Below are 25,892 nucleotides of genomic sequence, written 5' to 3'. Positions count from 1 at the left end.
TTAGGAGATGAAGATGAGTTCAACACACGCCGCCGCGCCGTACTACTTCGTGCCAGGCCCATCCAAGTGGCCTATGCTGGCCGGCCTGAGCCTGCTCTTGACGATGATCGGCGCCTCGGCGTGGGTCAACGACGCCGGCTGGGGTCCGTACCTGACGTTCGTCGGCCTGTTCGGCGCCATCGCGGTGCTGTACTTCTGGTTCGGCGACGCCATCGGCGAATCCGAAAAGGGCCTGTACAGCCAGCGCATCGACTACTCCTTCCGCTGGAGCATGAGCTGGTTCATCTTCTCCGAAGTGATGTTCTTCGGCGCCTTCTTCGGCGCGCTGTTCTACGCCCGCAGCATTTCGATGCCGTGGTTGGGCGATCTGGACCATAAATTCATCTGGCCGGACTTCGCCGCCCACTGGGGCAACACCGGCCCGGCCGGCGTGGTGCAGGAATTCACCACCATGGGTCCTTTCCCCATCCCGACCATCAACACCGCCCTGCTGCTGCTGTCCGGCGTTACGCTGACCATCTCGCACCACGCGCTGCGCGAAGGCCAGCGCGCCAAAACCGCGCTGTTCCTCGCCGCCACCGTGCTGCTGGGCGCCGTCTTCATGGGCTTCCAGGTGTACGAATACATGCACGCTTACAGCGAGCTGAACCTGAAAATGACCTCGGGCATCTACGGTTCGACCTTCTTCATGCTGACCGGCTTCCACGGCTTCCACGTGACCCTGGGCGCGATCATGCTGTCGGTGATCCTGTACCGCGTCATGAAGGGCCACTTCACGCCGGAGCAGCATTTCGGCTTCGAAGGCGCGGCCTGGTACTGGCACTTCGTCGACGTCGTCTGGCTCGGCCTGTACGTCGTCGTATATTGGTTATAATCTGCTTGCAATCGGCGGCGGGCGACCGCCTCGTTGAAAAGCCGCACGCTGGGGACCCCGCGTGCGGCTTTTTTCGTGGCGGCTTGTTTGGTTGTTATGGCAACAGTTAACCCAAACAATACCGGGGACAGACCACGATTTCCGGGAAAGTATTTCCCGGAAATCGTGGTCTGTCCCCGGTGTTCAGTGGATGCCGGTGGGGGTGATGTAGCCGAGCTTGTAGCCGAGCAGGATCAGCAGGAACAGCGTGATCGACAAGCCGACGCGCAGGGCCAGCGCGTGCACCGTGCGGTTGCTTTTGCCCTTGTCGCGCATCAGGTAGAACAGCGCCGAGCCGAGGCTGCCGAGGATCAGGATGAAGGCGATGGCGACGACGATTTTCATGGATGGTGGTGGTGGTTTTGATGAGGACTCCATTGTAATGCGTATCCGTTTCCGTTTTAGGTGGATTCCCTTCGTCGCCACGCTGCTGGTGGTGGCGCTGGGCGTGTCGCTGGGCCAGTGGCAGGACCGCCGCGCGGCGCAAAAAACCGCGCTGCAGGCCAGGCTGGCCGCCGGCAACGCCGCCGCGCCGCTGGCGCTGGGGCCGCGGCCGTTGGCGCCGGCGCAGGTCGAGTTCCGCCGCGTCGCCGTCAGCGGCCAGTTCGTGCCGGGCTGGGCGCTGTACCTGGACAACCGGCCCTACCAGGGCCGCGCCGGCTTTTACCTGTTAATGCCGTTTAAAATCGCCGGCTCGGACCAGCACGTGCTGGTGGCGCGCGGCTGGCTGCCGCGCCACAGCGCCGACCGCGCCCGCCTGCCGGTCTACGCGACGCCGGCCGGCGTTGTCAGCATCGAGGGCATCGCCAGGCTCAACGCCGGCCACGTGATGCAACTGGGAACCGCCGCGCCGCTGCGCCCGGACGCCATCGTGCAAAACCTTGACATCGGCGAATTGGTCAAGGCCAGCGGGTTGCGCCTGCAGCCGTTCATCATCGAGCAGAGCGGCGCGGCGGCGGCCGGCGACGCGCTGGTGCGCGACTGGCCGGCGCCTGCGCTGGGCGTCGACAAACACCGCGGCTACGCGTTCCAGTGGTACGCGCTGGCGTTGATGGCCCTTTTATTTTTTGTTTTTACAGGATTTCGCCGTGGACCAAACTAAACCGACTACCCCGCAAGTGGACCAGCAGCAGCAAAACCGCGGCCGCTGGAAGCTGCTGATGGTGCTGGGCGTGTGCGCCTTCCCGCTGATCGCCTCCTACGTCACCTATTACGTGATCAAGCCGAGCGGACGCACCAACTACGGCGCGCTGATCGACCCGCGCGCCTACCCGATCCCGGCGCTGGGCGCGACCACGCTGGAAGGCAAGCCGACCGGCCTGGAAGCCTACAAGGGCAAGTGGATCATGCTGCAAAGCGGCCCGTCCGACTGCCAGCAGGCGTGCAAGAAGCAGTTGTTCGCCATGCGCCAGTTGCGCCTGATGCAGGGCAAGGAAATGGAGCGTCTGGAGCGCGTCTGGCTGGTCACCGACGGGCAGCCGCTCGACACCACCGTCATGCGCGAGTTCGACGGCACCCACATGCTGCGCGTGCAGGCGCCGGCCTTGAAGGCCTGGCTGCCGGTGGAGGCGGGCGGCAACGCGGCCGAACACATGTACCTGATCGACCCGCTCGGCAACCTGATGATGCGCTTCCCGAAGGACGCCGACCCGTCCAAGGTGAAGAAGGACATCGGCAAGCTGCTCAAAGCGTCCGCGATAGGCTAAACCATGCACCTGACCCTGGCCCAACTGGCCGTCACCGGCCTGCTGATCGCGCTGCTGCCGCTGGCGATGGTGTGGACGTCGTCGGACCCCCACAAATACCGCAAGCTGGTGTGGATCGCGGTGTTCCTGACGTTCGACCTGATCATGTTCGGCGCCTTCACGCGCCTGACCGATTCGGGCCTCGGCTGTCCCGACTGGCCCGGCTGCTACGGCCTGGCCAACCCCTTCCTGGCGCACCAGGAGATCCGCGCCGCCGAGGCCTTGATGCCAAGCGGCCCGGTGACGCTGGCCAAGGCCTGGATCGAGATGATCCACCGCTACCTGGCGATGGCGATCGGCGTGCTGATCGTGGCGCTGATGGCGCAGGCCTGGCGCCAGTGGCGCGCCAGCCGGCGCGCCGAATTCTCGCCGTGGCTGCCGACGGCGCTGTTCGTCTTCGTCTGCGTGCAGGGCGCGTTCGGCGCCTGGACCGTGACCTTGAAGCTGCAGCCGCTGATCGTCACCATCCACCTGCTGCTGGGCATGGGCTTGCTGGCGATGCTGGTGTGGCTGGGCGCGCGCCAGGACAGCGCGCTGGCGCCGCCGCCGCCGCGCACCGGGCCGCTGCCGGTGATGCGGCGCGTCCGCGCGCTGGCGCTGTTCTCGGCGCTGCTGCTGCTGGTGCAGATCGCGCTGGGCGGCTGGGTCAGCACCAACTACGCGACGCTGGCCTGCACCGACTTCCCGCTGTGCGCCGGCGCGCTGGTGCCGGCGATGGACTTCGAGCACGGCTTCACGCTGTGGCGCGAGCTGGGCAAGACCGCCGCCGGCCACTACCTGCCGTTTTCGGCGCTGACGGCGATCCACTGGGTGCACCGCAGCTTCGCGCTGCTGCTGCTGCTGGGCGTAGGCTACACCGCCCACCGCGCCTGGGGCCACCCGTCGCTGCACCGGCTGGCGCGCGGTATCGCCGCGGTGTTGGCGCTGCAGGCGTGCAGCGGCATCGCCACCATCTACTTCGACTGGCCGCTGGCCATCGCCGTGCTGCACAACGGCGGCGCCGCGCTGCTGGTGCTGCTGCTGACCATGTTAAACTACCGGGCCAAGCTGCAACTTGAGATTGCGCGCCGAGCCGCCTCCAGCGCCGCACCCACGCAATTTTCGCCTGTGAAACACCACCAATGACGACCCAGACCGCTACCCATAAATCCACCCACCGCATCGCCCAGTACTGGGCGCTGACCAAACCGCGCGTGACCCAGCTGGCGGTGTTTTGCGCCGTCATCGGCATGTTCATGGCCACCGACGAGCTGCCCGCCTGGCGCGTGGTGGTCGCCGCCACCGTCGGCATCTGGCTGCTGGCCGGCGCGGCCTTCGCCGTCAACTGCCTGGCCGAGCGCGAAATCGACGCGCGCATGGCGCGCACCGCGCGTCGGCCGATGGCCATGGGCGACATTTCGGTGACGCAGACGGCGGTGTTCTCGGCCGTCATCGGCGGCGCCGGCATGTGGATCCTGTACGCGCTGGTGAACCCGCTGACGATGTGGTTGACCTTCGTCACCTTCGTCGGCTACGCCGTCATCTACACCATGATACTGAAACCGGCGACGCCGCAAAACATCGTCATCGGCGGCCTGTCGGGCGCCATGCCGCCGGCGCTGGGCTGGGCCGCGGTGGCCAACGACGTGCCGATGCAAGCCTGGCTGCTGGTGCTGATCATCTTCGTCTGGACCCCGCCGCACTTCTGGGCGCTGGCGATGTACCGGCGCGACGACTACGCCAAGTCCGGCCTGCCGATGCTGCCGGTGACGCACGGCCTGCCGTTCACCCAGTTCCACGTCTGGCTGTACTCGATCGCGCTGGCCGCCACCACGCTGCTGCCGTTCGCGGTGCACATGAGCGGCATGATCTACCTGGTCTCGGCGGTGCTGCTGAACGCCGTGTTCCTGCGCCACTCGTGGAAAATCTACCGCCACTACACCGACCTGATCGCCCGCAAGGCGTTCACCTATTCGATCGTCTACCTGTCGCTGCTGTTCGCGGCCCTGCTGGTCGACCACTACATCAAACTCTAAAACATGAAAAAAATCCTCGGCTCGACCCTGCTGGCCCTGGCCATGGCCTTGGCGCTGACCGGTTGCGGCCAGCAGGCGTCGGCGCCCAAGCTGGCATTCAAGAACACCGACCTGACCGGCCTCGATTACGCCAGGGACTTCGCGCTGACCGACCACACCGGCAAGGCGCGCACGCTGGCCGACTTCAAGGGCAAGCTGGTGGTGGTGTTCTTCGGCTACACCCAGTGTCCGGACGTGTGCCCGGCCACGATGGCCGAGATGGCCGCCGTGATGAAGGACCTCGGCCCGCAGGCCGAGCAGGTGCAGGTGGCGTTCGTCACCGTCGACCCGGAGCGCGACACCCAGGCCCTGCTGGCCGAATACGTGCCGGCTTTCGATACACGCTTCCTCGGCCTGTACGGCGACGCCGCCGCCACCGCCAAGGTGGCCAAGGAATTCAAGGTGTTCTACGCCAAGGTGCCCGGCAAGACGCCCGGCAGTTACACCGTCGACCACACCGCCGGCAGCTACGTGTTCGACCGCAACGGCAAGCTGCGCCTGTTCGTGCGCCACGGCCAGGGCGCCGCGCCCATCGTCCACGACCTCAAGCAACTGCTGTCCTGAACGCCGCCGCGCCGGCCGGCCGATTGACTCCACCAGAAGGGTTGTAAGGCATGGAAAAACGTTTCGAGGCGGTGGTGCGCATGGCCGCCATCCTGTTTTTGCTGATCGGCTGCTTCTACGTGCTGCGCCCGTTCCTGGCGGCGATGCTGTTCGCCGCCTGCGTCAGCATCTCCAGCTGGCCGCTGTACCAATTCCTGTTGGCGCGGCTGAAGGGGCGGCGCAATCTGGCCGCCGCCATCATGACGCTGTCGCTGGTGCTGTTGATCATTGTGCCGCTGGCACTGGTGACCTACAACCTGGCCGACAACGTGGCGCGCATCTACGACCAGATCAAGCTTGCGCTCGACTCCGGCTCGCTGGCGGCGCCGGCCTGGCTCAAGCAGGTGCCGCTGGTCGGCGAGACGCTGGACGGGTATGTCAGCCGGCTGATCGGCAGCAAGGCTGAAATGCTGGAGCTGGCCAAGAACCTGCTGGAACCGGCGCGCCGCTTTGTGCTGGCCGGCGGCCTGCTGCTGGGCCGCGGCGTGGCGCAGACCAGTCTGGCGGTATTCGTCAGCTTCTTCCTGTACCGCGACGGCGAGGCGCTGCTGGCGGCGCTGTCGGCCGGCATGCAGCGCATCATCGGCGAGAACGCGGCGCAGGTGTCGCTGACGGTCAGCCGCACCGTGCGCGGCGTCATGTACGGCCTGCTGGGCACGGCGTTGGCGCAATCGCTGGTGGCGGTGCTCGGCTTCCTGATCGCCGGCGTGCCGGCGGTGGCGCTGCTGGGCCTGGGCACCTTCCTGTTTTCGCTGATCCCGGTCGGCCCGCCGCTGCTGTGGGGCGGCGCCGCGGTCTGGCTGTTCAACCACGGCCAGACCGGCTGGGGCATCTTCATGCTGGCCTGGGGCCTGTTCCTCATCAGCGGCGTCGACAACGTGGTCAAACCGATGCTGATCAGCCGCGGCAGCAGCCTGCCGTTCCTGCTGGTGTTGCTCGGCGTGCTGGGCGGCGTGCTGGCGTTCGGCTTCGTCGGCCTGTTCATCGGCCCGACGCTGTTGGCGGTGCTGTACGGCCTGCTGCGCAACTGGACCGGCATCCCGCCGGAGAAACTCTAGCGCGGTTGTAGTAGGTCGGCTTGCGCTGGCCTCGGCGGCCCCGGTGGCTAGTCGTGGGCGTCGGCGTCCGGCTCGTTCGGGTAGTTGAGCATGCCGGCGGCCAGGTCGGCGTCGACGTGGCGTTCGAAGATCGCCCTCAGCGTGCCGTCGGCGCGCATCTCGCGCAGGTGCTTGTCGAACAGTTCGACGGTTTCCAAGGGCACGCTCTGGCGCGACAGCACCAGCGCGCCCACCAAGGTGTCCTTGGGCGCCCAGTCCATGGCGCGGAACGCGTCGCTAAATTCGGGGTTTTTGAAGAGCTGGCCCCAGCTGGTGGCCAGGCTCAGCACCGCCTGCACGCGGCCGATCTTGAGCAGCTTGATCAGGGCGGTATATTCGGCGACGTCGTAGACCCGTCCCTGGGCGCGTAGTTTGTCGAGCCAGGCGTCGTAGGTCGGGCCGTGCTTGAAGCTTTTGACGACGCCGATCTTGTAGCCGGGGTCGGCCAGGAATTCGTCGAGGTTGCGCACTTTCGCCGCCACGCCCTTCGGCAGCAGCAGGTAGTTGCGCGCCGCCAGGTAGGGGACGAACCGCGCGTATTTATGCCGTTCCGGGGTGGCGATGCCCGACACCGTCATGTCCAGCGCGCCGCTTTGCAGCATGGCCCAGATGCGCACGCGCGATTCGGTCAGCGGGAAGAAGCGGCAGCCGCTGCGCCGCGCCAGTTCGTTGACGACGTCCTGGTCGATGCCGGTCCAGCCGCCCTCGGCGCCGCGGTAGTGCAGCGCGCCGTGGTCGTAGAAGCCGACGCTGAGCAGGCCGCAGCCGGGCGCGGCGGGCTCGCGCGCCTGGGAGACGGCGGCGGCGCCCAGCAGGGTGCAGCACAGGAGGAGGCGCTGTAGCACGTCGGTTTTCCCTCAAAGTTGCCACCACTCTAGCAGAAGCGCGGCCGCCTTCCAACAGGTTTAGCCCGGCGCAGCCGTTCAGTCCTGCTCGTCCGGCCCGTGGCGTTCGAGTTTCGGAATCACTTTGATGAGGACGATGCGTGGCCCGTTCATTTTCTTGACGACAATGTCGAAGTCGGCGAAGTCGATGCGCTGGCCCTGTTTGGGAATGTCGCCCAGCTTGACCATGATCAGGCCGCCGACCGACTCGACGTCGTCCAGGCCGAGTTCCTCGTTTTCGATGTCGATGCCGAGGATGCGTTCAAGCGAGAAGATCGGCAGGCTGGCCTTGCCGATCAGGGTGCCGTCGGGCTGGCGCAGCCAATCGTTCTCGTTGAGGCGGAATTCGTCGCGGATTTCGCCGACCATCGCGCCCAGCAGGTTGTCGAGCGTGATGAAGCCGAGCGGGCGCTTGCCCTTTTCGCCGATCAGCGCGAAATGCGGCGCGCCGTCGCGGAAGCGGCGGAACAGCTCCAGCGCCGGGGTGCGCGCCGAAATGATGTCGACCGGACGCAGGAACGGCGTCATCGAGGTGATCGGCTTGCCGGCCTGTTGGGCGAAGAACAGGTCCTTCAGGTGGATCACGCCGAGTACGTCGTCGCCGTTCTGGTCGAAATACGGATAGCGGCTGAAGCGGTTGCGCAGCACCGTCTGCAGGTTCTCTTGGAGCGACTTGGAGGCGTGCAGGGCGATCACCTCGTTGATCGGGCGCATCAGGTCCGCCACCGTCAGCTGCTCGAAGTCGAGCGACTGGGCCAGGATGTTGCGCTCGTCGCGGGTGAATTTTTCGCCCGGCTGGCTGGTGCGCAGGATCAGCTTTAGCTCTTCGGTCGAATAGTGCGAGTCGTGGCCGCCGGTGCCGGACAGGCCGGCCAGGCGCAGCACCGCGTTGGCGCTGGCGTTCAAGACCCAGATGGCCGGGTACATCGACCAGTAGAAGCCGTACAGCGGCAGCGCGCACCACAGGCCGATGGCCTCGGGGTTGCGGATCGCCAGGGTTTTCGGCGCCAGTTCGCCGACGACGATGTGCAGGAAGGAGATGACGCTGAAGGCGAAGGCGATGGAAATGCCGTGGATCAGTTGCTGCGAGGTCACGCCGAGCGCGCCGAACAGCGGTTCAAGCAGGCTGGCGAAGGCCGGTTCGCCGACCCAGCCCAGGCCCAGCGAGGCCAGGGTGATGCCGAGCTGGCAGGCCGACAGGTAGACGTCGAGCTCGCCATGGACCTTGCCCAGGATGCGCCCGCGCAGGCCCTGCGACCTGGCGATGGCGCGGATGCGGGTGCGGCGCAGTTTGACGATGCCGAATTCGGCGGCCACGAAGAAACCGTTGAGGGCGACCAGGAACAGGGCGAGTACGACCAGAAAAACGTTATGCATATGTGCCGTTATGGCTGTTAAAACAAGCATCATAAACGACGACGGCACAACAACGCGGATTTTCAATTCCACAGTTGCGCCGGGGTAAGCCCGGCCCCGGCCGTCGCGTCGGCCGGCGCCGCCGCCGGCCCGCCGCTGGCCGCGGCTACGGCGCCGCCGGCGCGCCGACGCGGCGCCAGAACTGCACCTTCGGCGGCAGCGCCGGCGACACCACGATGTTGACCTGGAGCAGGTCGGGGCCGGCCAGGCCCATCAGGCAATCGTAGCTGGCGTCGCGCTCGCGGTTGTAGATGCGGCCTTGCCACTGGCCGTCGGCGGCCGGGGCGAAGTCTTGCAGGATGCCCAGGCCGAGCAGCGGGCGCGCGTTCGCCGCCGGCGGCGGCGCCATGGCGGCCGCCGCCGGCCCGCTCATCGACCGGTTGGCGATGACCTTGACGACGGTGCCGCACAGGGATTGGCCGCAGGCGGCGATGTCGACTTCGAGGTTGCCGCTTTCGGTCAGCCAGCGCCCGGCCGGCGCCGGGCTTTGCGCGGCGCTCCAGCCGGCGGCGGCCAGGCCGATTGCGGCGGCGATCAAGTGGGTAGCGTTCATGGTGTGTTCCTGGTGGGTTGGGTGGCAAGCGCCAGAACGTATTGGAACGCGGCGGGATTGCTCGCATGTGTCGGCGGGTGGGTTTTTTGTAATCCAGTGTATCCGCGGCGGCGGTGGAAACCTTGTGTTACAAAAAACGCCGACGCGGCGCGAAAATCGGCTATAAAGCGGTATGCAACACATAGATCACATCCTGGTCGTCGACGACGACGCGGAAATCCGCGAACTGCTGGCCGCCTACCTGAGCAGGAACGGCTTCCAGGTGACGACGGCGGCCGGCGGCCGCCACATGCGCGCCGCGCTGGCCGGCGCCGCCGTCGACCTGCTGGTGCTGGACCTGATGCTGCCGGGCGAGGACGGCCTGACCCTGTGCCGCGACCTGCGCGCCGGCGCGGCGGCGGCGCTGCCGATCCTGATGCTGACCGCGCGCAACGAGGAGGCCGACCGCATCGTCGGCCTGGAGATGGGCGCCGACGACTACCTGACCAAGCCGTTCGCGCCGCGCGAGCTGCTGGCGCGCATCCGCGCGGTGCTGCGCCGCACCCGCATGCTGCCGCCGGCGCTGCGCGCGGCCGAGGCGGCGCACGTGCTGGCGTTCGGCGCGTGGCGGCTCGACACCACCGGCCGCCACCTGCTCGACGCCGACGGCACCATGGTTTCGCTGAGCGGCGCCGAATACCGCCTGCTGCGGGTCTTCCTCGACCATCCGCGGCGGGTGCTCAGCCGCGACCAGTTGCTCAACCTGACGCAGGGCCGCGAGGCCGAGCTGTTCGACCGCTCGATCGACATCCTGGTGAGCCGGCTGCGCCAGCGCCTGGGCGACGACTCGCGCGAGGCGCGCTACATCAAGACGGTGCGCAGCGAGGGCTATGTGTTCTCGGCCGCGGTGGAGGCCGGCGCCGCCGGCGCGGGCGACGCGTGAGCGGGGCGCTGCGGCGGCTGTGGCCGGGTTCGCTGTTCGGCCGCCTCAGCGCGATCCTCTGCCTGGGCCTGGCGCTGTCCTACGCGCTGAACCTGCAACTGCTGCGCTACGAGCGCCGCGAAACCGGCAAGAACATGATGGTGTACTACCTGGCGCAGGACTTGGCCGCGTCGGTCGCCATCCTGGAGCGGGTGGCGCCGCTTGAACGCGCCGAGTGGCGGCTGCGCTTCGCCCGCCAGAACTACCGCTATACCGACGCGCCGGCGCAGCCGGGCGCGCCGCTGCACTCGCCGCTGGCGCTGCAGGTCGGCGGCGCGGTCGCGGCGGCGCTGGGGCCGCGCTATCCGCTGGCGCTCAGCGCGCGCGACGGCCGCATGTACCTGCAACTGCGGCTGGCCGACGCCACCCCGCTGACGGTGGAACTGGTGGCGACGGAGATGGCGCTGTCGCCGTGGTCGCGGCTGCTGTCGGCGCTGCAATTGCTGATGCTGACGCTGTTCACCTGGCTGGCGGTGCGCTGGACAACCCGGCCGCTGGCGCAACTGGCGCGCGCGGCCGACGCGCTCGGGCCGGAGCAGCGCGGCGCGCCGCTGCCGGAAGACGGCCCGCTGGAAGTGGCGCGGGCCGCGCGCGCCTTCAACGACATGCAGCGCCGCATCGCCACCCACCTGGCCGAGCGGATGCACATCCTGGCCGCCATCTCGCACGATTTGCAGACGCCGATCACGCGCCTGCGCCTGCGCGCCGACATGCTCGACAGCGCGGCCCTGCGCGACAAGTTCCAGGGCGACCTGGACGCGATGCAGGCGATGGTGGAGGAGGGCATCGCCTACGCGCGCAGCACCGGGGGCGCCAGCGAAAAGCCCTGCCGCACCGACCTCGACGCGCTACTCGACAGCCTGGTGTGCGACTACCGCGACGTCGGCCAGCACGTGACGCTGAGCGGCAGGGTCGGGCGCGCGGCCAGCACCCGGCCGCACGCGCTGCGCCGGGTGGTCGGCAATCTGCTCGACAACGCCATCAAGTTCGGCGGCGCGGCGGCGGTGGAGGTGGCGGTGCGGGCGGCGCCCGGCGGCGGCGTGGAAATCGCCGTGCTCGACCGCGGCCCCGGCATTCCCCCCGGCGAGCTGTACGCCGTGCTGCAACCGTTCTACCGGGTCGAAGGCTCGCGCAACCGCGCCACCGGCGGCACCGGACTGGGGCTGGCGATCGCGCAGCAACTGGCGCTCGCGCTGGGCGGCAGCCTGGCGCTGGCGAACCGCGCCGGCGGCGGCCTGGAGGCGCGCCTGCTATTGCCGTTGGAGGGGGTGTAAGCCGATACCGACGCCAGTCGGCTTATCCTCGTCGCGTCACAGCGGAGGGCTACGCCGACCCGCGACCAGCGCCGGCCGGCAACGCTGACAATCAAGCCGAGGCAGGCAGCCGGGGTCGCGCCTTCAGGCCCGCCCCCTGGGTTACGTCCTTGCTGTTCGGTTTCGGCTCATTTCGCCGCGCTGGGCCGCAGCCCCGGCGCGGTTTCGCCCGGCAGCCACTTGGCGTAGATGGCGCCGAAGCTGCCGTCGCGCTTCATGCCGTCCAGGCCGGCCTGCCACTGCTGCACCAGCGCGTCCGCGGTCTGGCGCGAAAACGCGATGTAGTACTGCGATTCCATGAAGGTGTAGACCAGCTCGGCGTCGCCGGCCTTGGCGCCGACGTTGAGCAGCAGCGCGTCGATGGTCAGGTTGTCGCCGACCATCAGCTCGCGCCGCCCGGCCATCAGCATGCGCACCATGATGTCGGGCCGGGTCACCGGTTGCAGGTTGGTGAAACCGTTTTGCAGCAGCACCTGGTGCGAATAATATTCGCGCGGCACCAGGATCGCGCCCGCCGACTTCGCCTGGGCCAGGCTGGCCACGTGCACGCCGGCGCCGCGCCTGGCGTAAAATCCGGTCTTCACGGTGGCGATCGGGCCGACCCATTTGAACTGGGCTTCGCGCTCGGCGGTGCGCATGGTCGCGAACAGCGCCACGTTCGCCTCCTGCTGCAGGATGGCGTAGGCGCGCGCCCACGGCAGCACTTGCGGCGCGACGGCGCTCTTCAGGCGGCGCTGGATGGCGTTGACGACATCGCTGCCCAGGCCGGCGGCCTTGCCGTTTTCGCTAAACGAGATCGGCGGGTTTTCCTCGGTCAGCACCTGGAGTTCGGCGGCGCCCGCGCCGGGGCCGCCGCCCAGCAGCGCGAGGGCGCATAGCCAGCCGGCGGCGCCGCGTCGTCTTGTCATGCCAGCCATTGCCGTTTCCCTTGCTTGTCCAGTTGCTTCAAAAAATTATACCCGTATTGTTTGTGTCGCGAGCATCAAAGATGCCGTTTTGTAGATCGGGGTAGCCGGAACGGGCCGACCCGACCGGCGTCGGCGGCGGCGCGGCGTCGGATGACGCTGTCGCTCATCGGACCTACGCGACTTTATTCGGCGGCATGAGGCTGCGACCCGGGGTTGCGTCGTTGGTTTGTCTCAAGCCGCCGGCGCCGGCCGCCGCATGCTCCATACCATCAGCGCCGACACCAATGCCGGGATCGCCACGACCAGGAAAATGGTGCTGTTGGGCCAGTTCAGGCGGATCAGTTCGCCGCCCAGCACCGGTCCGATGATCGAGCCGATGCGCCCGATACCCAGGCTCCAGCCGATGCCGGTCGAGCGCAGCGTGGTCGGGTAGTAGCTGGCGGCGAGGGCGTTGACGGCCGGCTGGCCGCCGACGACGCAAAAACCGGCCACGCCGATCGTCGCGAACAGGAACAGCAGCGACACGTCGGGGCGGCCGATCAGCGCAATCGCCACGGCCGCCACCACGAAGCAGGGCAGCAGCACGCGGCGGAAGCTGGAACGGTCGATCAGCTGGCCCATGACGATGGTGCCGACGGTGCCGCCGACTTGCAGCGCGGTGCCGGCGAGCACCGCGTTGGCGGTCGACAGCCCGGCGTCCTTGGCGATGGTGGGCAGCCAGTTCGACAGGAAATACAGGTTCAGCAGGTTCATGAAGTTCATCACCCACAGCAGCACGGTCATCTTGGCGCGGCCCTCGCGGAACAACTGCAACACCGGCGCGCCCTTGTGCTCCTTTTCCTGCACCACGAAGCGGGTAGCGCCGTCGATGACGGCGTCGGGCGCGATGCGTTTCAGCCAGAGCGCCACCTGGTCGAGGTTCTTCTTGCGCAGCACCAGGAATTGCATCGATTCCGGCAGCAGGAAGAACATCAGGATGCCGATGATCAGCGGCGCCACGCCGCCGACGTAAAACACCGACTGCCAGCCGAAAGTGGGAATCAGGGCGGCCGACAGCAGGCCGCCGAGCACCGCGCCGACCGTGAAGCCGCAGGAGACCAGCATCATCAGCGTGACCTTCTTGCGCAGCGGACTGTATTCGCCGGCCAGCGCCATCGCGTTCGGCATCACCGCGCCCAGGCCCAGGCCGGTGACGAAGCGGATCAGCTGCAATTGCTCGATGTTGCCGGCCAGCGGCGTGAGCAGCATGCAGACCGAAAAGAACAGGGTCGAGCCGATCAACACCGGGCGGCGGCCAATCTTGTCGGCGGCCACGCTGAATAGCAGCGAGCCGACCAGCATGCCCAGCAGGCCGGCGCCGAACACCGGCCCCAGGTTGGCTTTGCTGACGTGCCAGTCGGCGATGATGGCCGGGGCGACATAGCCCATCGCCTGGACGTCGAAGCCGTCCATGATCACGCACAGGCCGCACAGGACCAGCATGCCGGTCTGGAAGCGGCCGATTTTGCTGCTGTTGATCAGATCGGGAATATCGATCGTATTGCTCATATTGCTAGACTCCTGGGGTGGATTGCTTGGGCTGGCGGCCGCCATGCCGAATGCGGTGTCCAGTGCTGCATTACAATCGACTTCAATCTATTATTCAAACGGTATTTTGAAATGGATTTATCAGCTTTCCTTGTGAATCGGCGGCGCTCGGACGCGCCGGCGCGGCGCCATGTATGTCGTGGCGAATATAGGGATCATCATTTTCCCGTTGCGTTGGCGCGGGCGGGAGCGGGTAAGCTGCAGGCAGCGCACGAACCGTGCACAGCATTACGCCGGCAGAATCGTCGATTCTGCACCTCACTCCATGGAGAATTGATGAAATTTGCAGTCTTGCACGAACCGACCGACATTAACGCCGAGATCATCCCGCTGGCCCCCGAGGTGGCGGCGGCGCGCGCGCCGATCGACGATTACCTGAACGGCCATATCACCGGCGAGGCCAGCTACATGCGCAAGGCCTTCCATCCGGACGCCCGCATTGTTTCCTTCCGCGACGGCAAGTTGCACGCGCTGACGGTGGACGAATTTTCCGCGCGCTTCCAGGGCCAGCCGGCCGCCGACGAGGCGCAGCGCACCCGCCGCATCGAGTTTTTTGAAGTCACCGGCAACGCCGCGACCGCGAAGGTGGTGCTGGAGTATCCGGAAGTGACGTTCACCGATTACATGGTGTTGCTGGAAATCGACGGCGAGTGGAAGATCACCAACAAGACCTTCAGCGCCGCGCCGGTGCAGCAGTAAGCCAGCCGGCGCGCCGTGACAGCCGCCATACACCAACGCCAAAGAACCGGGGCCGGACTTGACGCCCCGGCCCCGGGGCGACGCCCCGGGCGTTAAGGCGCCAACCCCTCAATCCCGGCTGGCGCTGGCAAACAAGCCGTTGTGCACCGTCGCCAGGATCGCCACGACTGCCGGATGCTCGATCTTGCGCGCGGCCGAGATGGCGTAGAAGTGCTCGCGCAGCTCGGGCACGTCGCCGACCATGTCGGCGTTGAATTGCTCCTTGATGTCGTACTCCAGCGCGGCCGGCGCGAAAAACAGCCCGAAGCCGTTGCGCCCGAAGGTGTTGAGCATCGCGTTGTCCTCGAATTCCCCCACCACGTCCGGACGCACGCCGTGCGTCACCAGCCATTCGTCGATGCGCCCGCGCAGCGCGTTGTTGCGCGTCGGTAGCAGCAGCGGCGCGCCGTTCAGGCTGCCGGGAAAGCCGCCGCGGTAGCGCTGCGCCAATTCCTTCACGCCGAACAGCTTCATCGCGCTTTCGCCCAGCAGGTGGCTGAACACGCGCACCCCGGCGCCGCTCGGCACCGCGCGGTCGGTCAGCACCACGTCGAGCTTGTGCAGCGCCAGGTCGGCCAGCAGCGACTCGAATTCATCCTCATAGCAGGCCAGCTTGACCTGCACCGCCAGGTGCCGGGTCGGCTCCAGGATGCGGTAGGCGATCAGTTTCGGCAGCGAGTCGGAAATGCCGACCGTCAGGCGCATTTTCTCGGTGTCGGACTCGGCCAGCGCGTCCTGCAACTGCTCGCCGAGCAGGAATATCTGGTCGGCGTAACCGAGGGCCAGCCGGCCGGCCTCGGTCGGCACCAGGCGCCGCCCCTGCGGCGCCAGCAGCGACTTGCCGACCGATTGTTCGAGCAGCGCCAACTGGCTGCTGATGGTCTGCACCGCCAGCCCGAGTCGTTCGGCGGCGCGCGTGACGCCCCCTTCTTTCGCGACGACCCAGAAGAAATACAAGTGTCGCAAGTTGAGTCCGGTTGTTTTCATCTTCTGTTTTTCCGATGTAATACTTCGATTATCTCCTATTTTTAAATAATCCGATGTTGGTTACACTGCACTTCGTTGACTTATTTATGAAGGGGTTTCAATGAAACATTTTAGAATTTCATTCCTGGTCACGGCGGTCTGTATGGCCGTGGCCGGCTGGTGGGGTTACAGCCACAACGGCATGTCGGGCATGTGGTCGGCGCTGGGTATCGCCGCCATCCTGGGTATCATGGAAGTGTCGCTGTCGTTCGACAACGCGGTCGTCAACGCCTCGGTGCTGAAGACCTGGGACGATTTCTGGCAGAAGTTGTTCCTCGGCGTAGGTATCATCATCGCGGTGTTCGGTATGCGTTTGCTGTTTCCGCTGGTGATCGTGGCGCAGGCCGCGGACCTGGGCTTGATGGAAGTGTGGCACCTGGCGCTGAACGATCCGATAGCCTATTCGACGCACTTGACCAACCACCACGCGGAAGTGGCGGCCTTCGGCGGTATTTTCCTGCTGCTGGTGTTCCTGAACTTCCTGCTGGACGATGAAAAAGAAATGCATTGGCTGGGCCGCCTGGAAGAAAAGCTGGGCGCGCTGGGCAAGATTTCCTCGGTGTCGGTGATGCTTGCGCTGGGTACCTTGATGGCCAGCCTGTCGATGGTGGAAGAAGGCCAGAAACTGGTGGTGCTGACGGCCGGCCTGTGGGGCGTGCTGACGTATGTCGGCGTCGACGTGGTCAGCGGTTTGCTGGAAAAAGAGGACAGCGGCAGCAATGTCGGCGATCTGGTCAAGCGCGGCGGTATCGGCGGTTTCCTGTACCTGGAAGTGCTGGACGCGTCGTTCTCCTTCGACGGCGTGATCGGCGCGTTCGCGATCACCAAGGACGTGGTGATCATTATGTTGGGCCTGGCTATCGGCGCGATGTTCGTACGGTCGATGACGGTGTTCCTGGTGAAAAAGGGTACCCTTGACGAGTTCGTTTTCCTGGAGCACGGCGCGCACTATGCGATCGGTATCCTGGCGGTGATTATGTTGGCGAGCATGAAATTCCACATTCCGGAAATCTTTACCGGTCTGATTGGTGTAGCCTTCATCCTGGCGTCGCTGTGGTCGTCGGTACGTTACAAACGCAAACAGGGCGGGCTCGAAGTGGCCGCCTAACGAAGCCTTAAGTATCACAGTGCAGTATCAGTGCGGCAATCGATGAACACCGGTTTGCCGCCGGCAGTACCCAGGCGCCAGTGCCGGCTCCGCAAGGCGGAACGGCGGCGGCGCCAGGTGTTCATGAAGCACAGCAACACTTTTTCATCACATAGGAGAAACACATCATGGCAATCAGTCTGCAAAAAGGCGGCAACGTTAATCTGAGCAAAGAAGCGCCGGGCTTGTCGAAAATGGTTCTTGGTCTGGGTTGGGATGCGCGCGCCACCGACGGCGCCGCGTTCGACATCGACGGCTCCGCGTTCCTGCTGAAGGTCGACGGCAAAGTGCGCGCCGACCTCGACATGATTTTCTATAACAACCTGAAGTCGAGCGACGGTTCGGTCACCCACTCGGGCGACAACCGCACCGGCGCCGGCGACGGCGACGACGAAACCGTCTCGGTCGACCTGGCCATGGTGCCGGCCGACGTCGACAAGATTTCGGTCTGCGTGACGATCCACGACGCCGAAGCGCGCAAGCAAAACTTCGGCATGGTACAGAAGGCGTATGTGCGCTGCATCAACGCCAACGGCAACACCGAAATCGCCCGCTTCGACCTGTCCGAGGACGGTTCGGCGGAAACCGCGATGGTCTTCGGCGAGATCTACCGCAACGGCGCCGATTGGAAATTCAAGGCCATCGGCCAAGGCTACAAAGGCGGCCTGGGTCCTCTGGCTGCGTCGTTCGGCGTCGGCGTGTAATACGCGCATGGCCGCGGTCCGCGTGGCGGGCCGTGGCCAGCTTGGATGCATTCGCAGGCCTGCTTTCAGGCGACAAGGAAAGTTCAAATGCCAGTTTTTAGCATCACAGGGGATGTGGACCCATTTCTGCACGTATCGCTTGCGAAGGGCGAAAAAATCTATTGCGAATCGGACGCGATGGTGATGATGGAGTCCAACCTGGACTTGAAGGGCAAGATGACCGGCGGTATCGGCAGCGCCATCATGCGCCGCTTCGCTAACGGCGAGTCGTTTTTCCAGCAGCACATCGAGGCGCTGCGCGGCGACGGCGATTGCCTGCTCTCGCCAACCCTGCCGGGCGCGATGCAGATCGTCGACGTCGGCGCCAACCAGTACATGCTCAGCGACGGCGCCTTCGTGGCCGCCAGCTCGGGTGTGGACTTGAAGGTGCGCACGCAAAGCCTGGGCAACGCGCTGTTCGCGCAGAGCGGCGGTTTTTTCATCACCGAGACGGCCGGCAGCGGCCAGGTCGCGGTGTCCGGTTTCGGCTCGATGTCGCAGCTGGAGGTCACGCCGGGCAAGGACATCGTCATCGACAATTCCCACGTGGTGTGTTGGGACAGCCGGTTGAAGTACGAAATTTCCATTACCACCGGCAGCAGCGGCGGTTTCCTCGGCAACCTGGTCAACAGCCAGACCAGCGGCGAGGGCATGGTGTTGAAGTTTTCGGGCCAGGGCAAGGTCTTGGTGTGTTCGCGCAACCGCGCCGCCTTCCTGAACTGGACCCAGCGCAAGCAGTCGTAATTCATATACATACAACATCTAGGAGCTACTATGTCAGTCAATTTGAGCAAGGGCCAGAAAATCTCTCTGGACAAGGAAGCCGGCGCCACGCTGAGCCGTATCACGATGGGCTTGGGCTGGGATTCGATCAAGACCAAGGGTTTCTTCGGCTTTGGCGCGAAGACCGAGGCGATCGACTTGGACGCGTCGTGCGTGATGTTCGACGAGGGCAACAACAAGTCCGACATCGTCTGGTTCCGCCAGCTGAAAAGCCGTGACGGCAGCGTCGTCCACACCGGCGACAACCGCACCGGCGCCGGCGACGGCGACGACGAACAGATCAACGTCGACCTGAGCCAAGTGCCGGCCAACGTGAAAAGCCTGGTGTTTACCGTCAACAGTTTCACCGGCCAGAATTTTTCGCAGGTGGAAAACGCCTACTGCCGTATCCTGAACGCCAGCAACAACCAGGAAGTGGCGCGCTTCAACCTGTCGGTGCAGGGCGCGCACACCGCGCAGATCATGGCCAAGCTGTACCGCCACAACGGCGAGTGGAAGATGCACGCGATCGGCGAAAACGGCAACGGCCGCACCTTCGACGACCTGATGCCGCAAATCACCCCGCACCTGTAAGGCCACCGCGGCGGCGCCCGCCGCCGCGTCCGTTTTATTCTTATCCGGTCCGCTGATGCTGATCCGCGACTTACGCGCCGGCGAGGAAAACGATCCGGGGGCGCTGTCCTTCGGGGCGGTGCACGCATTGGCGGCCCGGCATTATGCAGCGGCGCGCTGGCTCGGCGGCACCGAAATTGGCTCGCAGGGATAGTATTCTGTTTGCTAAAAAAGCACCATTTCTGTTCTAATTATTCCATACGGCGGGACCGCAACGTTCCGTTCAGATTCTTTGGCGCTGCCGCGATCCGGCCGCGCCGGGCCCGCCCCCGCGTGCGGGCCGCATCCGAATTCACATCTCACATGGAAAAAATTATGCGCAAAGTTGCAGGTATATTGACGCTGGTACTGCTGGCGGGCGCCTTGCCGGCGCGGGCGATGGAGGCGCTGGCGCCGACCGCGATGGAGGAGACGCACGTGTTTACGGTCGAGGTGTTGCAGGTCACCGACATCGAGCCGTTCCAGGAGGCCATGACGGGGTTTCTGACGGGGTTGAAGAACAATGGCATCGTGCCGGGCAAAAATTTGCGCTTGAACCGCGTGAAGATCGATTTCGACGTCGAGAAGGGCGGCTTCTGGAGCCGGATCGGCGTCTTGATGCGCATCCGCGAGGAGGCCACCCGCATCGCCGCCGCCAAGCCCGACCTGGTGCTGACCATCGGCACGCCGGCCACCCGCTACGCCCGCGGCATTCTGGAGGACGCCGGCATTCCGCTGGTGTTTACGGCCGTCGCCGATCCGAAGGAGGCCGGCTGCGTCTCGCTGGTCGACGGCGGCGAGGGCGTCACCGGCGCCACCCTGCACACCGACATGGGCGACACGGTCAAGCTGGTGCAGCAAATTTTCCCGCAGGTGCGGCGCATCGGCATGGTCCACACCGACGATGAAAACGGCGTCGCCAACGTCAACGCCGCCACGTCCAGCGCCGGCCAATTGGGCATCGCCGTGTCGTCCAAACTGGTGGGTAAGAGCGACAGCATCGTGCCGTCGCTGAAGCAGTTGTACGGGCAGGGCGGGGTGCAGATGTTCGCCGTGCCGCTGGACACCTATTACGGCCTGCGCAAGTACGAGCCGGCCACCGACCTGGGCGATTTCGGCGTCGAAAACCAGGTGCCGGTGGTGACGCTGGCGCTGATGCGCCTGCCCGGCGCGGTGCTGTATGTCGGCGCCGATTTCGGTTACGTCGGCGCGCTCTCGGGCAACCAGGCGGCGCGCATATTGCAGCGCCACGTCAAGCCGGACGTGATGCCCATCCTCAAGCAGGAGGAGCCGACGGTGCTGATCGACCCGCGGCGCCTGGCCGCGCTGAACGTCGCGCTGCCGTCGGCGATCATGGCGCGCACCTCGGTCGGCCGCGACGGCTTCTGGCAGATCGGCGCCGCCAAGTAGGCGCTGAAGCTGGCGGCGCGATAGTCAGGGCGGGCCGTCGCGCCGCAGCACCGGGTTGGCCGGGTCGCTGCTCCAGGCGCACCAGCCGCCGTCGTAGACGCTGATGCGCGGCCAGTCCATCAGCCAGGCGTAGTAGAAGGCCAGCGAGGCGCGCCAGCCGGTGCCGCAGTAGAAGGCGGTGTCCTGGCCGGCGTGGATGCCGGCCTCGGCCCAGATGGCGCGGATGGCGGCGGCGTCGCGCATGCTGCCGTCCGGGTGGTGGAACTCGCTCATGCTGTTGACGTCGTCGCCGCTACCGGCGTGGCCCCAGCGCGCGCCGGGAATGTCGCCGCGGGCGTCGATGTAGCTGTAGCCCGAGGTGCGGCCGATGAACTCGTTCCAGGTGCGGATGCTGACCAGCGCGCCGTCCGGCTGCAGCAGCAGTTGCCGCACGCGGCCGGTGTCGATCAGGTAGTCGGGGCGGGCCGGGAAGGGCGCGCCGAACGCGGCCGCGGGCGGGTGGCGCCGCGCCGCGCCCGTCGCCAGCGCGCCGCCGGCGCCGTTCCAGGCCGCCAGGCCGCCGTCGAGCAGGCGCACGTCGGCGACGCCGGCGTACAGCATCAGGTGCGCGGCGCGCGCCGCCGCCAGCGGATGGCGTCCGTACAGTAGCACGGTGCTGTCGTGGCGCACGCCGTGCGCCAGCAGCAGTTGCAGCAGCGCCGGGTCGGGCACCTTGTCCCACAACGGCGCCCGCTCCAGTTGCGCGGTGTCGAGGTAGCCGGCGCCGGGGATGTGGCCGGCGTTAAACAGCGCGGCGTCGCCGCAGCCGACTTCGAACAGGCGCCAGTGCCCGGCCGGCGCGGCGGCCACCGGCGCGCCGGCGATCAGCGCCGCCAGCCACGCCGGCGGCACCAGCTGCCGCCAGCGCACCAGGTCGCCGCGCCAGGCGGTGGGAATGGTTTGCGTCATGGAAGGGGGCATCGGCGCGGCTTGCTGCGGAAAGGGATCAGCCCGTATTTTAACGCCTGCCTGTGCTCCAGCCGCCGGCGCGCCGGTGCGATTTTCGGAGGTCGGGCCCATGCGGCGGCGTCACGCCGGCGCGAACGCGGCCAGCATGCGCCGCTGGCCGGCCGCCGAGACGCTCAGCGCGCGGCTGTCGAGGTCTTGCTCGGCCCAGCCGCGCTTGAGCGCCAGTTGCAGCAGCGCCGCGCCGAGCGCGCCGCCGATGTGCGGGCGGCGCTCGCTCCAGTCCAGGCAGGGGCAGGCGAAACGCCGCCTCAGCTTGCGCAGCGCCGCCAAGTCCAGGCCGAGCCGCTCGAAGCCGGCCGCGCCCTGCGCCGACAGCGTGTAGTCGGCCGCGCCCGGCGCCGCCGCCAGCAACCAGCCCTGCGCGGCGATCTGGTCGTGCAGCGCCACCGCCACCGAGCCGGCCATGTGGTCGTAGCAGGTGCGGGCGTGGCGCAGCCGGCTCGGCGTGTTCGGCGTGAATTCGGGGCGCGGCAAACCGGCCACCACCAGCAGCGCTTCCAAGGCCTTGGCGACGTCGGCGCCGGCCAGTTGGTAGTAGCGGTGCTTGCCCTGCGCCACCATCTGCACCAGGCGTTCGTCGCGCAGGCGGTTCAGGTGCGCGCTGGCGGTCGACGCACTCACCTCGGCCACCACCGACAGTTCGGTGCTGGTGCGGGCGCGGCCGTCGAGCAGGCAGCACAGCATGCGCGCCCGCGCCGGTTCGGCGATGGCGCCGGCGACGGCGGACAGGGAGGTGTCGGCGTTTTTTGCATCCATGCTTCGTTGGTGAGCGAATCGTTGCGGCGGGAATGCCAGGATACTGCACTGTATCCCGACATGCAATGAGAGCAGAGCAGATGACAGAACAGATGACGGCAATTGATGCGCTGGCGGCGCCGACGCGCGCCGATCCCTATCCGTATTACGCCGAACTGGTGGCCGGCCCGGCGCTGGCGTTCGACGCGCGCCTGGGCCTATGGCTGGCGGCCGGCGCCGCCGCCGTCGAGGCGGTGCTGGGCGAGCCGCGCTGCCGCGTGCGCCCGCTCGCCGAGCCGGTGCCGGCGGCGCTGGCGGGGGGCGGCGCCGGCGCCATCTTCGGCGAACTGGTGCGCATGAACGACGGCACCCGCCACCGCCAGCCCAAGCTGGCCTTGCAGCGCGCGCTGGCCGGCGTCGACCCGCTGGCGTTGCGGGCCGGCGCCGCGGCCGTCGCCGCCGCCTCGGCGGCGACGCGCGACCTGCGCCAGCCGGCGCAACTGTCCGACTGGATGGTCGAGGTGCCGCTGTATACCGTTGCCGGCCTGATCGGCTTTCCGCGGTCGCAATGGCCGGCGCTGGCGGCCTGGATGGCCGACTTCGTCGCCTGCCTGTCGCCGCTGAGCAGCGCCGCGCAGATCGCCGGGGCCAACGCCGCCGCGCAGCAACTGTTGCATAGTTTTGAGGCCTTGCTGCGGCAAGCCGCGCCGCAGCCGGGCAGCCTGTTGCAGGCGGTGCTGCGCGAAGCGGCCGAGGTTGGCTGGGACGGGGCCGGCGCCATCCTGGCCAACCTGGTCGGCTTGCTGTCGCAAACCTACGAGGCGACGGCTGGCCTGGTCGGCAACAGCATCGTCGCCTTGCTGAGCCAGCCCGGCCTGGCGCGCGCCGTCGGCGCCGCGCCGGAGCGCGTCGACGCGCTGGTGCACGAGGTCAGCCGCTTCGACCCGCCGGTGCACAACACGCGGCGCTACATGGCCCAGGCCGGCACGCTGTGCGGCGTCGACGTCGCGGCCGGGCAGACCATTCTGGTGCTGCTCGCCGCCGCCAGCCGCGACCCGGCCGCCAACCCGCGGCCGCACGAATTCTTGCTGGAGCGGCCGGCGCGGCGGGTGTTCGGCTTCGGCCACGGGCCGCACGCCTGCCCCGGCCACGCGCTGGCGTGCAGCATCGCGGCGGCGGCCGTGGCCGAGTGGCGCCGCCGGCCGCCGGCGCCGGGGGCGCTGGCGTGGCGCTACCGCCGCTCGGTGAACGCGCGCATTCCGGTTTTCCACCTCGCGCAGGGGCAAGCATGATCGCGGTTATTTTCGAAGTCTGGCCGCATCCCGGGGCCAGGCAGGCCGCGGTGTTCCGCGATTACCGGCTGCGCAGCGCCGGCGTCAGCTGATGGTCACCTTGACGGTGACGCGGTAATGCGGCTCCGGCGCGTGCAGCGCCGGCGGCGCGGCAGGATCGACCGAGACCAGCGTGAACGTGAGTTTTTGCTGGGTCACTTCGGGGCTGCCGCCGGGCATCGAGTCGGACAGCGTGAACGAGGACGCGCCGGTGCCGTCGCTCAGCGTGAAACTGTAGCTGACGTAGCCGGCCCAGACGCACACCGCGCCGGTTTTGCAGCGGCTGTCGTTGACCCGGTCGAGCTTGAGGGTGGCGGTGGGGGTGACGGCCACGCTTTGGCCGACCGCCATCACGTGCGTGACGCTGCCGGCCGGCGGGTTGTCGGCGGCGCTGCTGGCCGCGCCGCAGGCGCCCAGCAGCGCCAGGCAGGCGCACAGGGCGGGCAGGATCAGCCATAAACGCAGAATGTTTCGCTTCATATTCTTCCTTTCGGTGCCGCGGGCCGGGGAGCCGGCCACAGTGGATCGGGGACGAGGATAACAAAATTGCCATTTCGGTGGCGCGCAAACAAAATCGATGGCGCGCCGGATACTGCGTAAAATGGCGTTTTGAAATAAACGAGGACGGAAACAATGAAAAAGACCGGAATGGCGAAGAGCGATGCCAAAAAACTCATGGGGAAAATGGTCGCCCCTGGCGCGGCCGGTTTCGGTAAAGAAGACGTGGCCGTGCTGGACCGCCGCGAGCAGCGCAAGCTGGACCAGGCGCTGGGCCTGGTGCCGTTCGCCGTCAAGCTGAACAGCGACCTGGTGCTGCAGTTGCAAACGCTGGCCAAAGAGCGCGGCGTCGATCTGAACGAGGTGGTCGCCGAGGTGCTGGCCAAGGGCTTGGCCGCGTAAAGGCCGAAGGCCGAAGGCCGGCGCCGGCGCCTGCCGATGGCATGAAAAAAGGCGCCCGTGTGAGCGCCTTTTTTGTGCCTGCCGCGGCGTCGCTTACACGAAGGCAGCCAGGGCGCCCTTCATTTTCTTCAGCGCCGCCGTTTCAATCTGGCGGATGCGCTCGGCCGAGACGCCGAACTCGTTAGCCAGCGTGTGCAGCGTGGCGCCGGAGCCGTCGTCGTTGGCCAGCCAGCGCGCTTCGACGATGCGGCGCGAACGGGCGTCGAGCTTGCCCAGCGCCGTTTCCAGCCCCTCCGATTGCAGGCGCGTCACTTGTTCCGCTTCCAGCACCTTGGTCGGCTCGCTTTGCTCCGACGACAGGTAGGCGATCGGCGAGAACTTGTCGTCCTCGTCGTCGGTCGGCGATTCGAGCGCGATGTCGCGCCCGCTCAGGCGGGTTTCCATCTCGATCACTTCTTCGCGCTTGACGTCCAGCAGCTTCGCCAGCGCGTCGATTTGCGTCGGCGTCATCGCGTCCAGGCCGGTCTTGTGACTGCGCAGGTTGAAGAACAGCTTGCGCTGCGCCTTCGTCGTCGCCACTTTCACCAGGCGCCAGTTTTTCAAGATGTATTCATGCATCTCGGCCTTGATCCAGTGCATCGCGTACGACACCAGGCGCACGCCCTGGTCCGGGTCGAAGCGCTTGACCGCCTTCATCAGGCCGATGTTGCCTTCCTGGATCAGGTCGGCGTGCGGCAGGCCGTAGCCCAGGTAACCGCGGGCGATCGACACCACCAGGCGCAGATGGGACAGCACCAGTTCTTGCGCGGCGGCCAGGTCGTTGCTGGCGCGCAGACGCGTCGCCAGCGATTTTTCCTCGTCGTGCGATAGCATCGGCAGACGGTTGACGGCGGAAATATAGGCATCCAGGTTACCCAGATTGCCGGTAAACCCGAGGCCCAGCGCGTTACTCTTGGTCGTAACCAATGCGGACGGTGCGGACATCATAGTCATATATCTTCCTCGCTCTTGTAGTCTTGCTCTGTTACCAATGTGCCATCGGGGTCCGGGGTCGACACGGACTGTTACGGTTTGTTACCTGTTGCGTCTTGCCGGAGGCGGGAGCGGCGTCATCTTGCTTAAACCGCGTCCCGACCATGATTGTTGCGTATATTAGCACTCTGCCGTGGAGAGTGCCAATCGCGACAACTAATCGCGACGATAGCATAAATACTATGAACCTATCATACGCGATGGTGATGTTTAAAGTCGGAAGCACACTGTCTTTTCAGCAATCCTTGCTCCACGTCAAATAACAGAGGGTCTTTGCCGCACTATCCACTTGAAAACTTAGAGTGGACGCCGCAGGGATAGTTCTTCCGTGCGTCAGCGCGATACAGTATGGGAGAGCTTACTGAAGACTGGCTTAAGAAAGGGCGGGAATGTGCGCAGCGCCGCGGCGCACCG

Annotated in this window: 29 protein-coding genes; 18 read left to right on the top strand and 11 right to left on the bottom strand. The window is 66.5% G+C overall.

Annotation, left to right across the window (positions count from 1 at the left end; all coding sequences use genetic code 11):
* Positions 1–13 precede the first annotated feature (13 nt).
* Complete coding sequence (locus ACFDR9_RS01835; RefSeq protein ID WP_026133495.1) at positions 14–874, top strand: cytochrome c oxidase subunit 3; 861 nt, start codon at positions 14–16, stop codon at positions 872–874.
* Between the two features lie 183 nt (positions 875–1,057).
* Here ACFDR9_RS01835 and ACFDR9_RS01830 read toward each other — a convergent pair whose 3' ends face one another.
* Complete coding sequence (locus tag ACFDR9_RS01830) at positions 1,058–1,258, bottom strand: twin transmembrane helix small protein (protein ID WP_409029862.1); 201 nt, start codon at positions 1,256–1,258, stop codon at positions 1,058–1,060.
* Positions 1,259–1,295: 37 nt separating this feature from the next.
* Between ACFDR9_RS01830 and ACFDR9_RS01825 the strand changes: the two genes are divergently transcribed.
* The 6 genes from ACFDR9_RS01825 to ACFDR9_RS01800 are packed head-to-tail and all read left to right on the top strand — an operon-like array spanning position 1,296 to position 6,373.
* Entirely contained in the window at positions 1,296–2,015 is a 720-nt protein-coding gene (locus ACFDR9_RS01825; protein ID WP_017879246.1) for an SURF1 family protein, read from the top strand.
* Positions 2,016–2,073: 58 nt separating this feature from the next.
* Positions 2,074–2,619, top strand: coding sequence for a cytochrome C oxidase subunit I (locus tag ACFDR9_RS01820; protein ID WP_232429825.1), 546 nt, complete (start codon positions 2,074–2,076; stop codon positions 2,617–2,619).
* Between the two features lie 3 nt (positions 2,620–2,622).
* Positions 2,623–3,783, top strand: a complete 1,161-nt coding sequence (locus tag ACFDR9_RS01815; RefSeq protein WP_017879244.1) for a heme A synthase — start codon at positions 2,623–2,625, stop codon at positions 3,781–3,783.
* Positions 3,780–4,673 carry a heme o synthase gene (cyoE, locus tag ACFDR9_RS01810; protein ID WP_409029861.1) on the top strand — a complete coding sequence of 298 codons (894 nt, stop codon included), beginning with the start codon at positions 3,780–3,782 and terminating at the stop codon, positions 4,671–4,673. The genes ACFDR9_RS01815 and cyoE overlap by 4 nt, the downstream gene beginning before the upstream one ends.
* A gap of 3 nt (positions 4,674–4,676) precedes the next feature.
* Positions 4,677–5,276 carry an SCO family protein gene (locus tag ACFDR9_RS01805; protein WP_409029860.1) on the top strand — a complete coding sequence of 200 codons (600 nt, stop codon included), beginning with the start codon at positions 4,677–4,679 and terminating at the stop codon, positions 5,274–5,276.
* 50 nt (positions 5,277–5,326) lie between these two features.
* Entirely contained in the window at positions 5,327–6,373 is a 1,047-nt protein-coding gene (locus ACFDR9_RS01800; RefSeq protein WP_017879241.1) for an AI-2E family transporter, read from the top strand.
* Positions 6,374–6,420: 47 nt separating this feature from the next.
* Here the strand turns inward: ACFDR9_RS01800 and ACFDR9_RS01795 are convergent, their stop codons facing one another.
* The 3 genes from ACFDR9_RS01795 to ACFDR9_RS01785 all read right to left on the bottom strand — a co-directional run bounded on the left by ACFDR9_RS01795 (position 6,421) and on the right by ACFDR9_RS01785 (position 9,265).
* Positions 6,421–7,257 (bottom strand): substrate-binding periplasmic protein, encoded by an 837-nt coding sequence (locus ACFDR9_RS01795; RefSeq protein WP_409029859.1) that lies wholly within the window; start codon positions 7,255–7,257, stop codon positions 6,421–6,423.
* A gap of 78 nt (positions 7,258–7,335) precedes the next feature.
* Positions 7,336–8,673 (bottom strand): hemolysin family protein, encoded by a 1,338-nt coding sequence (locus ACFDR9_RS01790; protein ID WP_409029858.1) that lies wholly within the window; start codon positions 8,671–8,673, stop codon positions 7,336–7,338.
* 145 nt (positions 8,674–8,818) lie between these two features.
* Positions 8,819–9,265: a DUF2147 domain-containing protein gene (locus ACFDR9_RS01785; protein WP_409029857.1), complete on the bottom strand. Its 447-nt coding sequence runs from the start codon at positions 9,263–9,265 to the stop codon at positions 8,819–8,821.
* Positions 9,266–9,437: 172 nt separating this feature from the next.
* Between ACFDR9_RS01785 and ACFDR9_RS01780 the strand changes: the two genes are divergently transcribed.
* Together ACFDR9_RS01780 and ACFDR9_RS01775 are read left to right on the top strand one after the other, a co-directional pair.
* Positions 9,438–10,187 (top strand): response regulator, encoded by a 750-nt coding sequence (locus tag ACFDR9_RS01780; RefSeq protein WP_409029856.1) that lies wholly within the window; start codon positions 9,438–9,440, stop codon positions 10,185–10,187.
* Complete coding sequence (locus ACFDR9_RS01775) at positions 10,184–11,500, top strand: ATP-binding protein (RefSeq protein ID WP_409029855.1); 1,317 nt, start codon at positions 10,184–10,186, stop codon at positions 11,498–11,500. The genes ACFDR9_RS01780 and ACFDR9_RS01775 overlap by 4 nt, the downstream gene beginning before the upstream one ends.
* Before the next feature lie 167 nt (positions 11,501–11,667).
* On the opposite strand, the gene ACFDR9_RS01770 is transcribed toward ACFDR9_RS01775, so the two are convergent.
* Positions 11,668–12,447 carry an ABC transporter substrate-binding protein gene (locus tag ACFDR9_RS01770; protein WP_157407000.1) on the bottom strand — a complete coding sequence of 260 codons (780 nt, stop codon included), beginning with the start codon at positions 12,445–12,447 and terminating at the stop codon, positions 11,668–11,670.
* Positions 12,448–12,678: 231 nt separating this feature from the next.
* Entirely contained in the window at positions 12,679–13,995 is a 1,317-nt protein-coding gene (locus ACFDR9_RS01765; protein WP_409029854.1) for an MFS transporter, read from the bottom strand.
* 315 nt (positions 13,996–14,310) lie between these two features.
* Between ACFDR9_RS01765 and ACFDR9_RS01760 the strand changes: the two genes are divergently transcribed.
* The gene (locus ACFDR9_RS01760) at positions 14,311–14,733 is read left to right on the top strand and encodes a nuclear transport factor 2 family protein (RefSeq protein ID WP_409029853.1); all 423 of its coding nucleotides are present in this window, start codon (positions 14,311–14,313) and stop codon (positions 14,731–14,733) included.
* A 108-nt stretch (positions 14,734–14,841) separates the two neighbouring features.
* Here the strand turns inward: ACFDR9_RS01760 and nhaR are convergent, their stop codons facing one another.
* Positions 14,842–15,759: a transcriptional activator NhaR gene (gene nhaR, locus ACFDR9_RS01755; RefSeq protein ID WP_026133491.1), complete on the bottom strand. Its 918-nt coding sequence runs from the start codon at positions 15,757–15,759 to the stop codon at positions 14,842–14,844.
* A gap of 100 nt (positions 15,760–15,859) precedes the next feature.
* Between nhaR and ACFDR9_RS01750 the strand changes: the two genes are divergently transcribed.
* The 6 genes from ACFDR9_RS01750 to ACFDR9_RS01725 all read left to right on the top strand — a co-directional run bounded on the left by ACFDR9_RS01750 (position 15,860) and on the right by ACFDR9_RS01725 (position 20,472).
* Complete coding sequence (locus ACFDR9_RS01750) at positions 15,860–16,906, top strand: DUF475 domain-containing protein (RefSeq protein WP_409029852.1); 1,047 nt, start codon at positions 15,860–15,862, stop codon at positions 16,904–16,906.
* 167 nt (positions 16,907–17,073) lie between these two features.
* Entirely contained in the window at positions 17,074–17,649 is a 576-nt protein-coding gene (locus ACFDR9_RS01745) for a TerD family protein (RefSeq protein WP_017879230.1), read from the top strand.
* Positions 17,650–17,736: 87 nt separating this feature from the next.
* A complete protein-coding gene (locus tag ACFDR9_RS01740) occupies positions 17,737–18,432 on the top strand; it encodes a TIGR00266 family protein (protein ID WP_026133490.1) in 696 nt (231 codons plus the stop codon).
* 30 nt (positions 18,433–18,462) lie between these two features.
* Complete coding sequence (locus ACFDR9_RS01735; RefSeq protein WP_017879228.1) at positions 18,463–19,044, top strand: TerD family protein; 582 nt, start codon at positions 18,463–18,465, stop codon at positions 19,042–19,044.
* 55 nt (positions 19,045–19,099) lie between these two features.
* A complete protein-coding gene (locus ACFDR9_RS01730; RefSeq protein WP_409029851.1) occupies positions 19,100–19,237 on the top strand; it encodes a hypothetical protein in 138 nt (45 codons plus the stop codon).
* 161 nt (positions 19,238–19,398) lie between these two features.
* Positions 19,399–20,472, top strand: a complete 1,074-nt coding sequence (locus tag ACFDR9_RS01725) for an ABC transporter substrate-binding protein (protein ID WP_026133489.1) — start codon at positions 19,399–19,401, stop codon at positions 20,470–20,472.
* Between the two features lie 24 nt (positions 20,473–20,496).
* Here the strand turns inward: ACFDR9_RS01725 and ACFDR9_RS01720 are convergent, their stop codons facing one another.
* Entirely contained in the window at positions 20,497–21,420 is a 924-nt protein-coding gene (locus tag ACFDR9_RS01720; RefSeq protein WP_409029850.1) for a sulfurtransferase, read from the bottom strand.
* 120 nt (positions 21,421–21,540) lie between these two features.
* Positions 21,541–22,236, bottom strand: coding sequence for an ArsR/SmtB family transcription factor (locus ACFDR9_RS01715; RefSeq protein ID WP_409029849.1), 696 nt, complete (start codon positions 22,234–22,236; stop codon positions 21,541–21,543).
* Between the two features lie 92 nt (positions 22,237–22,328).
* On the opposite strand from ACFDR9_RS01715, the gene ACFDR9_RS01710 reads away from it, so the two are divergent.
* Entirely contained in the window at positions 22,329–23,507 is a 1,179-nt protein-coding gene (locus ACFDR9_RS01710) for a cytochrome P450 (protein WP_409029848.1), read from the top strand.
* 84 nt (positions 23,508–23,591) lie between these two features.
* Here the strand turns inward: ACFDR9_RS01710 and ACFDR9_RS01705 are convergent, their stop codons facing one another.
* Entirely contained in the window at positions 23,592–24,026 is a 435-nt protein-coding gene (locus tag ACFDR9_RS01705; RefSeq protein ID WP_026133487.1) for a hypothetical protein, read from the bottom strand.
* Positions 24,027–24,179: 153 nt separating this feature from the next.
* Between ACFDR9_RS01705 and ACFDR9_RS01700 the strand changes: the two genes are divergently transcribed.
* Positions 24,180–24,446, top strand: a complete 267-nt coding sequence (locus ACFDR9_RS01700) for a hypothetical protein (protein ID WP_409029847.1) — start codon at positions 24,180–24,182, stop codon at positions 24,444–24,446.
* Between the two features lie 93 nt (positions 24,447–24,539).
* On the opposite strand, the gene rpoH is transcribed toward ACFDR9_RS01700, so the two are convergent.
* Entirely contained in the window at positions 24,540–25,433 is an 894-nt protein-coding gene (gene rpoH / locus ACFDR9_RS01695) for an RNA polymerase sigma factor RpoH (RefSeq protein WP_035789056.1), read from the bottom strand.
* Between the last annotated feature and the right edge of the window lie 459 nt (positions 25,434–25,892).

The sequence above is a fragment of the Janthinobacterium sp. CG_23.3 genome (genome assembly GCF_046115965.1).
Taxonomy (GTDB): domain Bacteria; phylum Pseudomonadota; class Gammaproteobacteria; order Burkholderiales; family Burkholderiaceae_D; genus Janthinobacterium.
This window is presented reverse-complemented; position numbering and strand designations above follow the sequence as displayed.

Bases quoted from the DNA above. Each gene is read 5' to 3' on its own strand.
- ACFDR9_RS01835 (WP_026133495.1), top strand. From the start codon at position 14: ATGAGTTCAACACACGCCGCCGCGCCGTACTACTTCGTGCCAGGCCCA.
- ACFDR9_RS01830 (WP_409029862.1), bottom strand. From the start codon at position 1,258: ATGAAAATCGTCGTCGCCATCGCCTTCATCCTGATCCTCGGCAGCCTC.
- ACFDR9_RS01825 (WP_017879246.1), top strand. From the start codon at position 1,296: ATGCGTATCCGTTTCCGTTTTAGGTGGATTCCCTTCGTCGCCACGCTG.
- ACFDR9_RS01820 (WP_232429825.1), top strand. From the start codon at position 2,074: ATGGTGCTGGGCGTGTGCGCCTTCCCGCTGATCGCCTCCTACGTCACC.
- ACFDR9_RS01815 (WP_017879244.1), top strand. From the start codon at position 2,623: ATGCACCTGACCCTGGCCCAACTGGCCGTCACCGGCCTGCTGATCGCG.
- cyoE (WP_409029861.1), top strand. From the start codon at position 3,780: ATGACGACCCAGACCGCTACCCATAAATCCACCCACCGCATCGCCCAG.
- ACFDR9_RS01805 (WP_409029860.1), top strand. From the start codon at position 4,677: ATGAAAAAAATCCTCGGCTCGACCCTGCTGGCCCTGGCCATGGCCTTG.
- ACFDR9_RS01800 (WP_017879241.1), top strand. From the start codon at position 5,327: ATGGAAAAACGTTTCGAGGCGGTGGTGCGCATGGCCGCCATCCTGTTT.
- ACFDR9_RS01790 (WP_409029858.1), bottom strand. From the start codon at position 8,673: ATGCATAACGTTTTTCTGGTCGTACTCGCCCTGTTCCTGGTCGCCCTC.
- ACFDR9_RS01785 (WP_409029857.1), bottom strand. From the start codon at position 9,265: ATGAACGCTACCCACTTGATCGCCGCCGCAATCGGCCTGGCCGCCGCC.
- ACFDR9_RS01780 (WP_409029856.1), top strand. From the start codon at position 9,438: ATGCAACACATAGATCACATCCTGGTCGTCGACGACGACGCGGAAATC.
- ACFDR9_RS01770 (WP_157407000.1), bottom strand. From the start codon at position 12,447: ATGACAAGACGACGCGGCGCCGCCGGCTGGCTATGCGCCCTCGCGCTG.
- ACFDR9_RS01765 (WP_409029854.1), bottom strand. From the start codon at position 13,995: ATGAGCAATACGATCGATATTCCCGATCTGATCAACAGCAGCAAAATC.
- ACFDR9_RS01760 (WP_409029853.1), top strand. From the start codon at position 14,311: ATGAAATTTGCAGTCTTGCACGAACCGACCGACATTAACGCCGAGATC.
- nhaR (WP_026133491.1), bottom strand. From the start codon at position 15,759: ATGAAAACAACCGGACTCAACTTGCGACACTTGTATTTCTTCTGGGTC.
- ACFDR9_RS01750 (WP_409029852.1), top strand. From the start codon at position 15,860: ATGAAACATTTTAGAATTTCATTCCTGGTCACGGCGGTCTGTATGGCC.
- ACFDR9_RS01745 (WP_017879230.1), top strand. From the start codon at position 17,074: ATGGCAATCAGTCTGCAAAAAGGCGGCAACGTTAATCTGAGCAAAGAA.
- ACFDR9_RS01740 (WP_026133490.1), top strand. From the start codon at position 17,737: ATGCCAGTTTTTAGCATCACAGGGGATGTGGACCCATTTCTGCACGTA.
- ACFDR9_RS01735 (WP_017879228.1), top strand. From the start codon at position 18,463: ATGTCAGTCAATTTGAGCAAGGGCCAGAAAATCTCTCTGGACAAGGAA.
- ACFDR9_RS01730 (WP_409029851.1), top strand. From the start codon at position 19,100: ATGCTGATCCGCGACTTACGCGCCGGCGAGGAAAACGATCCGGGGGCG.
- ACFDR9_RS01725 (WP_026133489.1), top strand. From the start codon at position 19,399: ATGCGCAAAGTTGCAGGTATATTGACGCTGGTACTGCTGGCGGGCGCC.
- ACFDR9_RS01720 (WP_409029850.1), bottom strand. From the start codon at position 21,420: ATGACGCAAACCATTCCCACCGCCTGGCGCGGCGACCTGGTGCGCTGG.
- ACFDR9_RS01715 (WP_409029849.1), bottom strand. From the start codon at position 22,236: ATGGATGCAAAAAACGCCGACACCTCCCTGTCCGCCGTCGCCGGCGCC.
- ACFDR9_RS01710 (WP_409029848.1), top strand. From the start codon at position 22,329: ATGACGGCAATTGATGCGCTGGCGGCGCCGACGCGCGCCGATCCCTAT.
- ACFDR9_RS01705 (WP_026133487.1), bottom strand. From the start codon at position 24,026: ATGAAGCGAAACATTCTGCGTTTATGGCTGATCCTGCCCGCCCTGTGC.
- ACFDR9_RS01700 (WP_409029847.1), top strand. From the start codon at position 24,180: ATGAAAAAGACCGGAATGGCGAAGAGCGATGCCAAAAAACTCATGGGG.
- rpoH (WP_035789056.1), bottom strand. From the start codon at position 25,433: ATGATGTCCGCACCGTCCGCATTGGTTACGACCAAGAGTAACGCGCTG.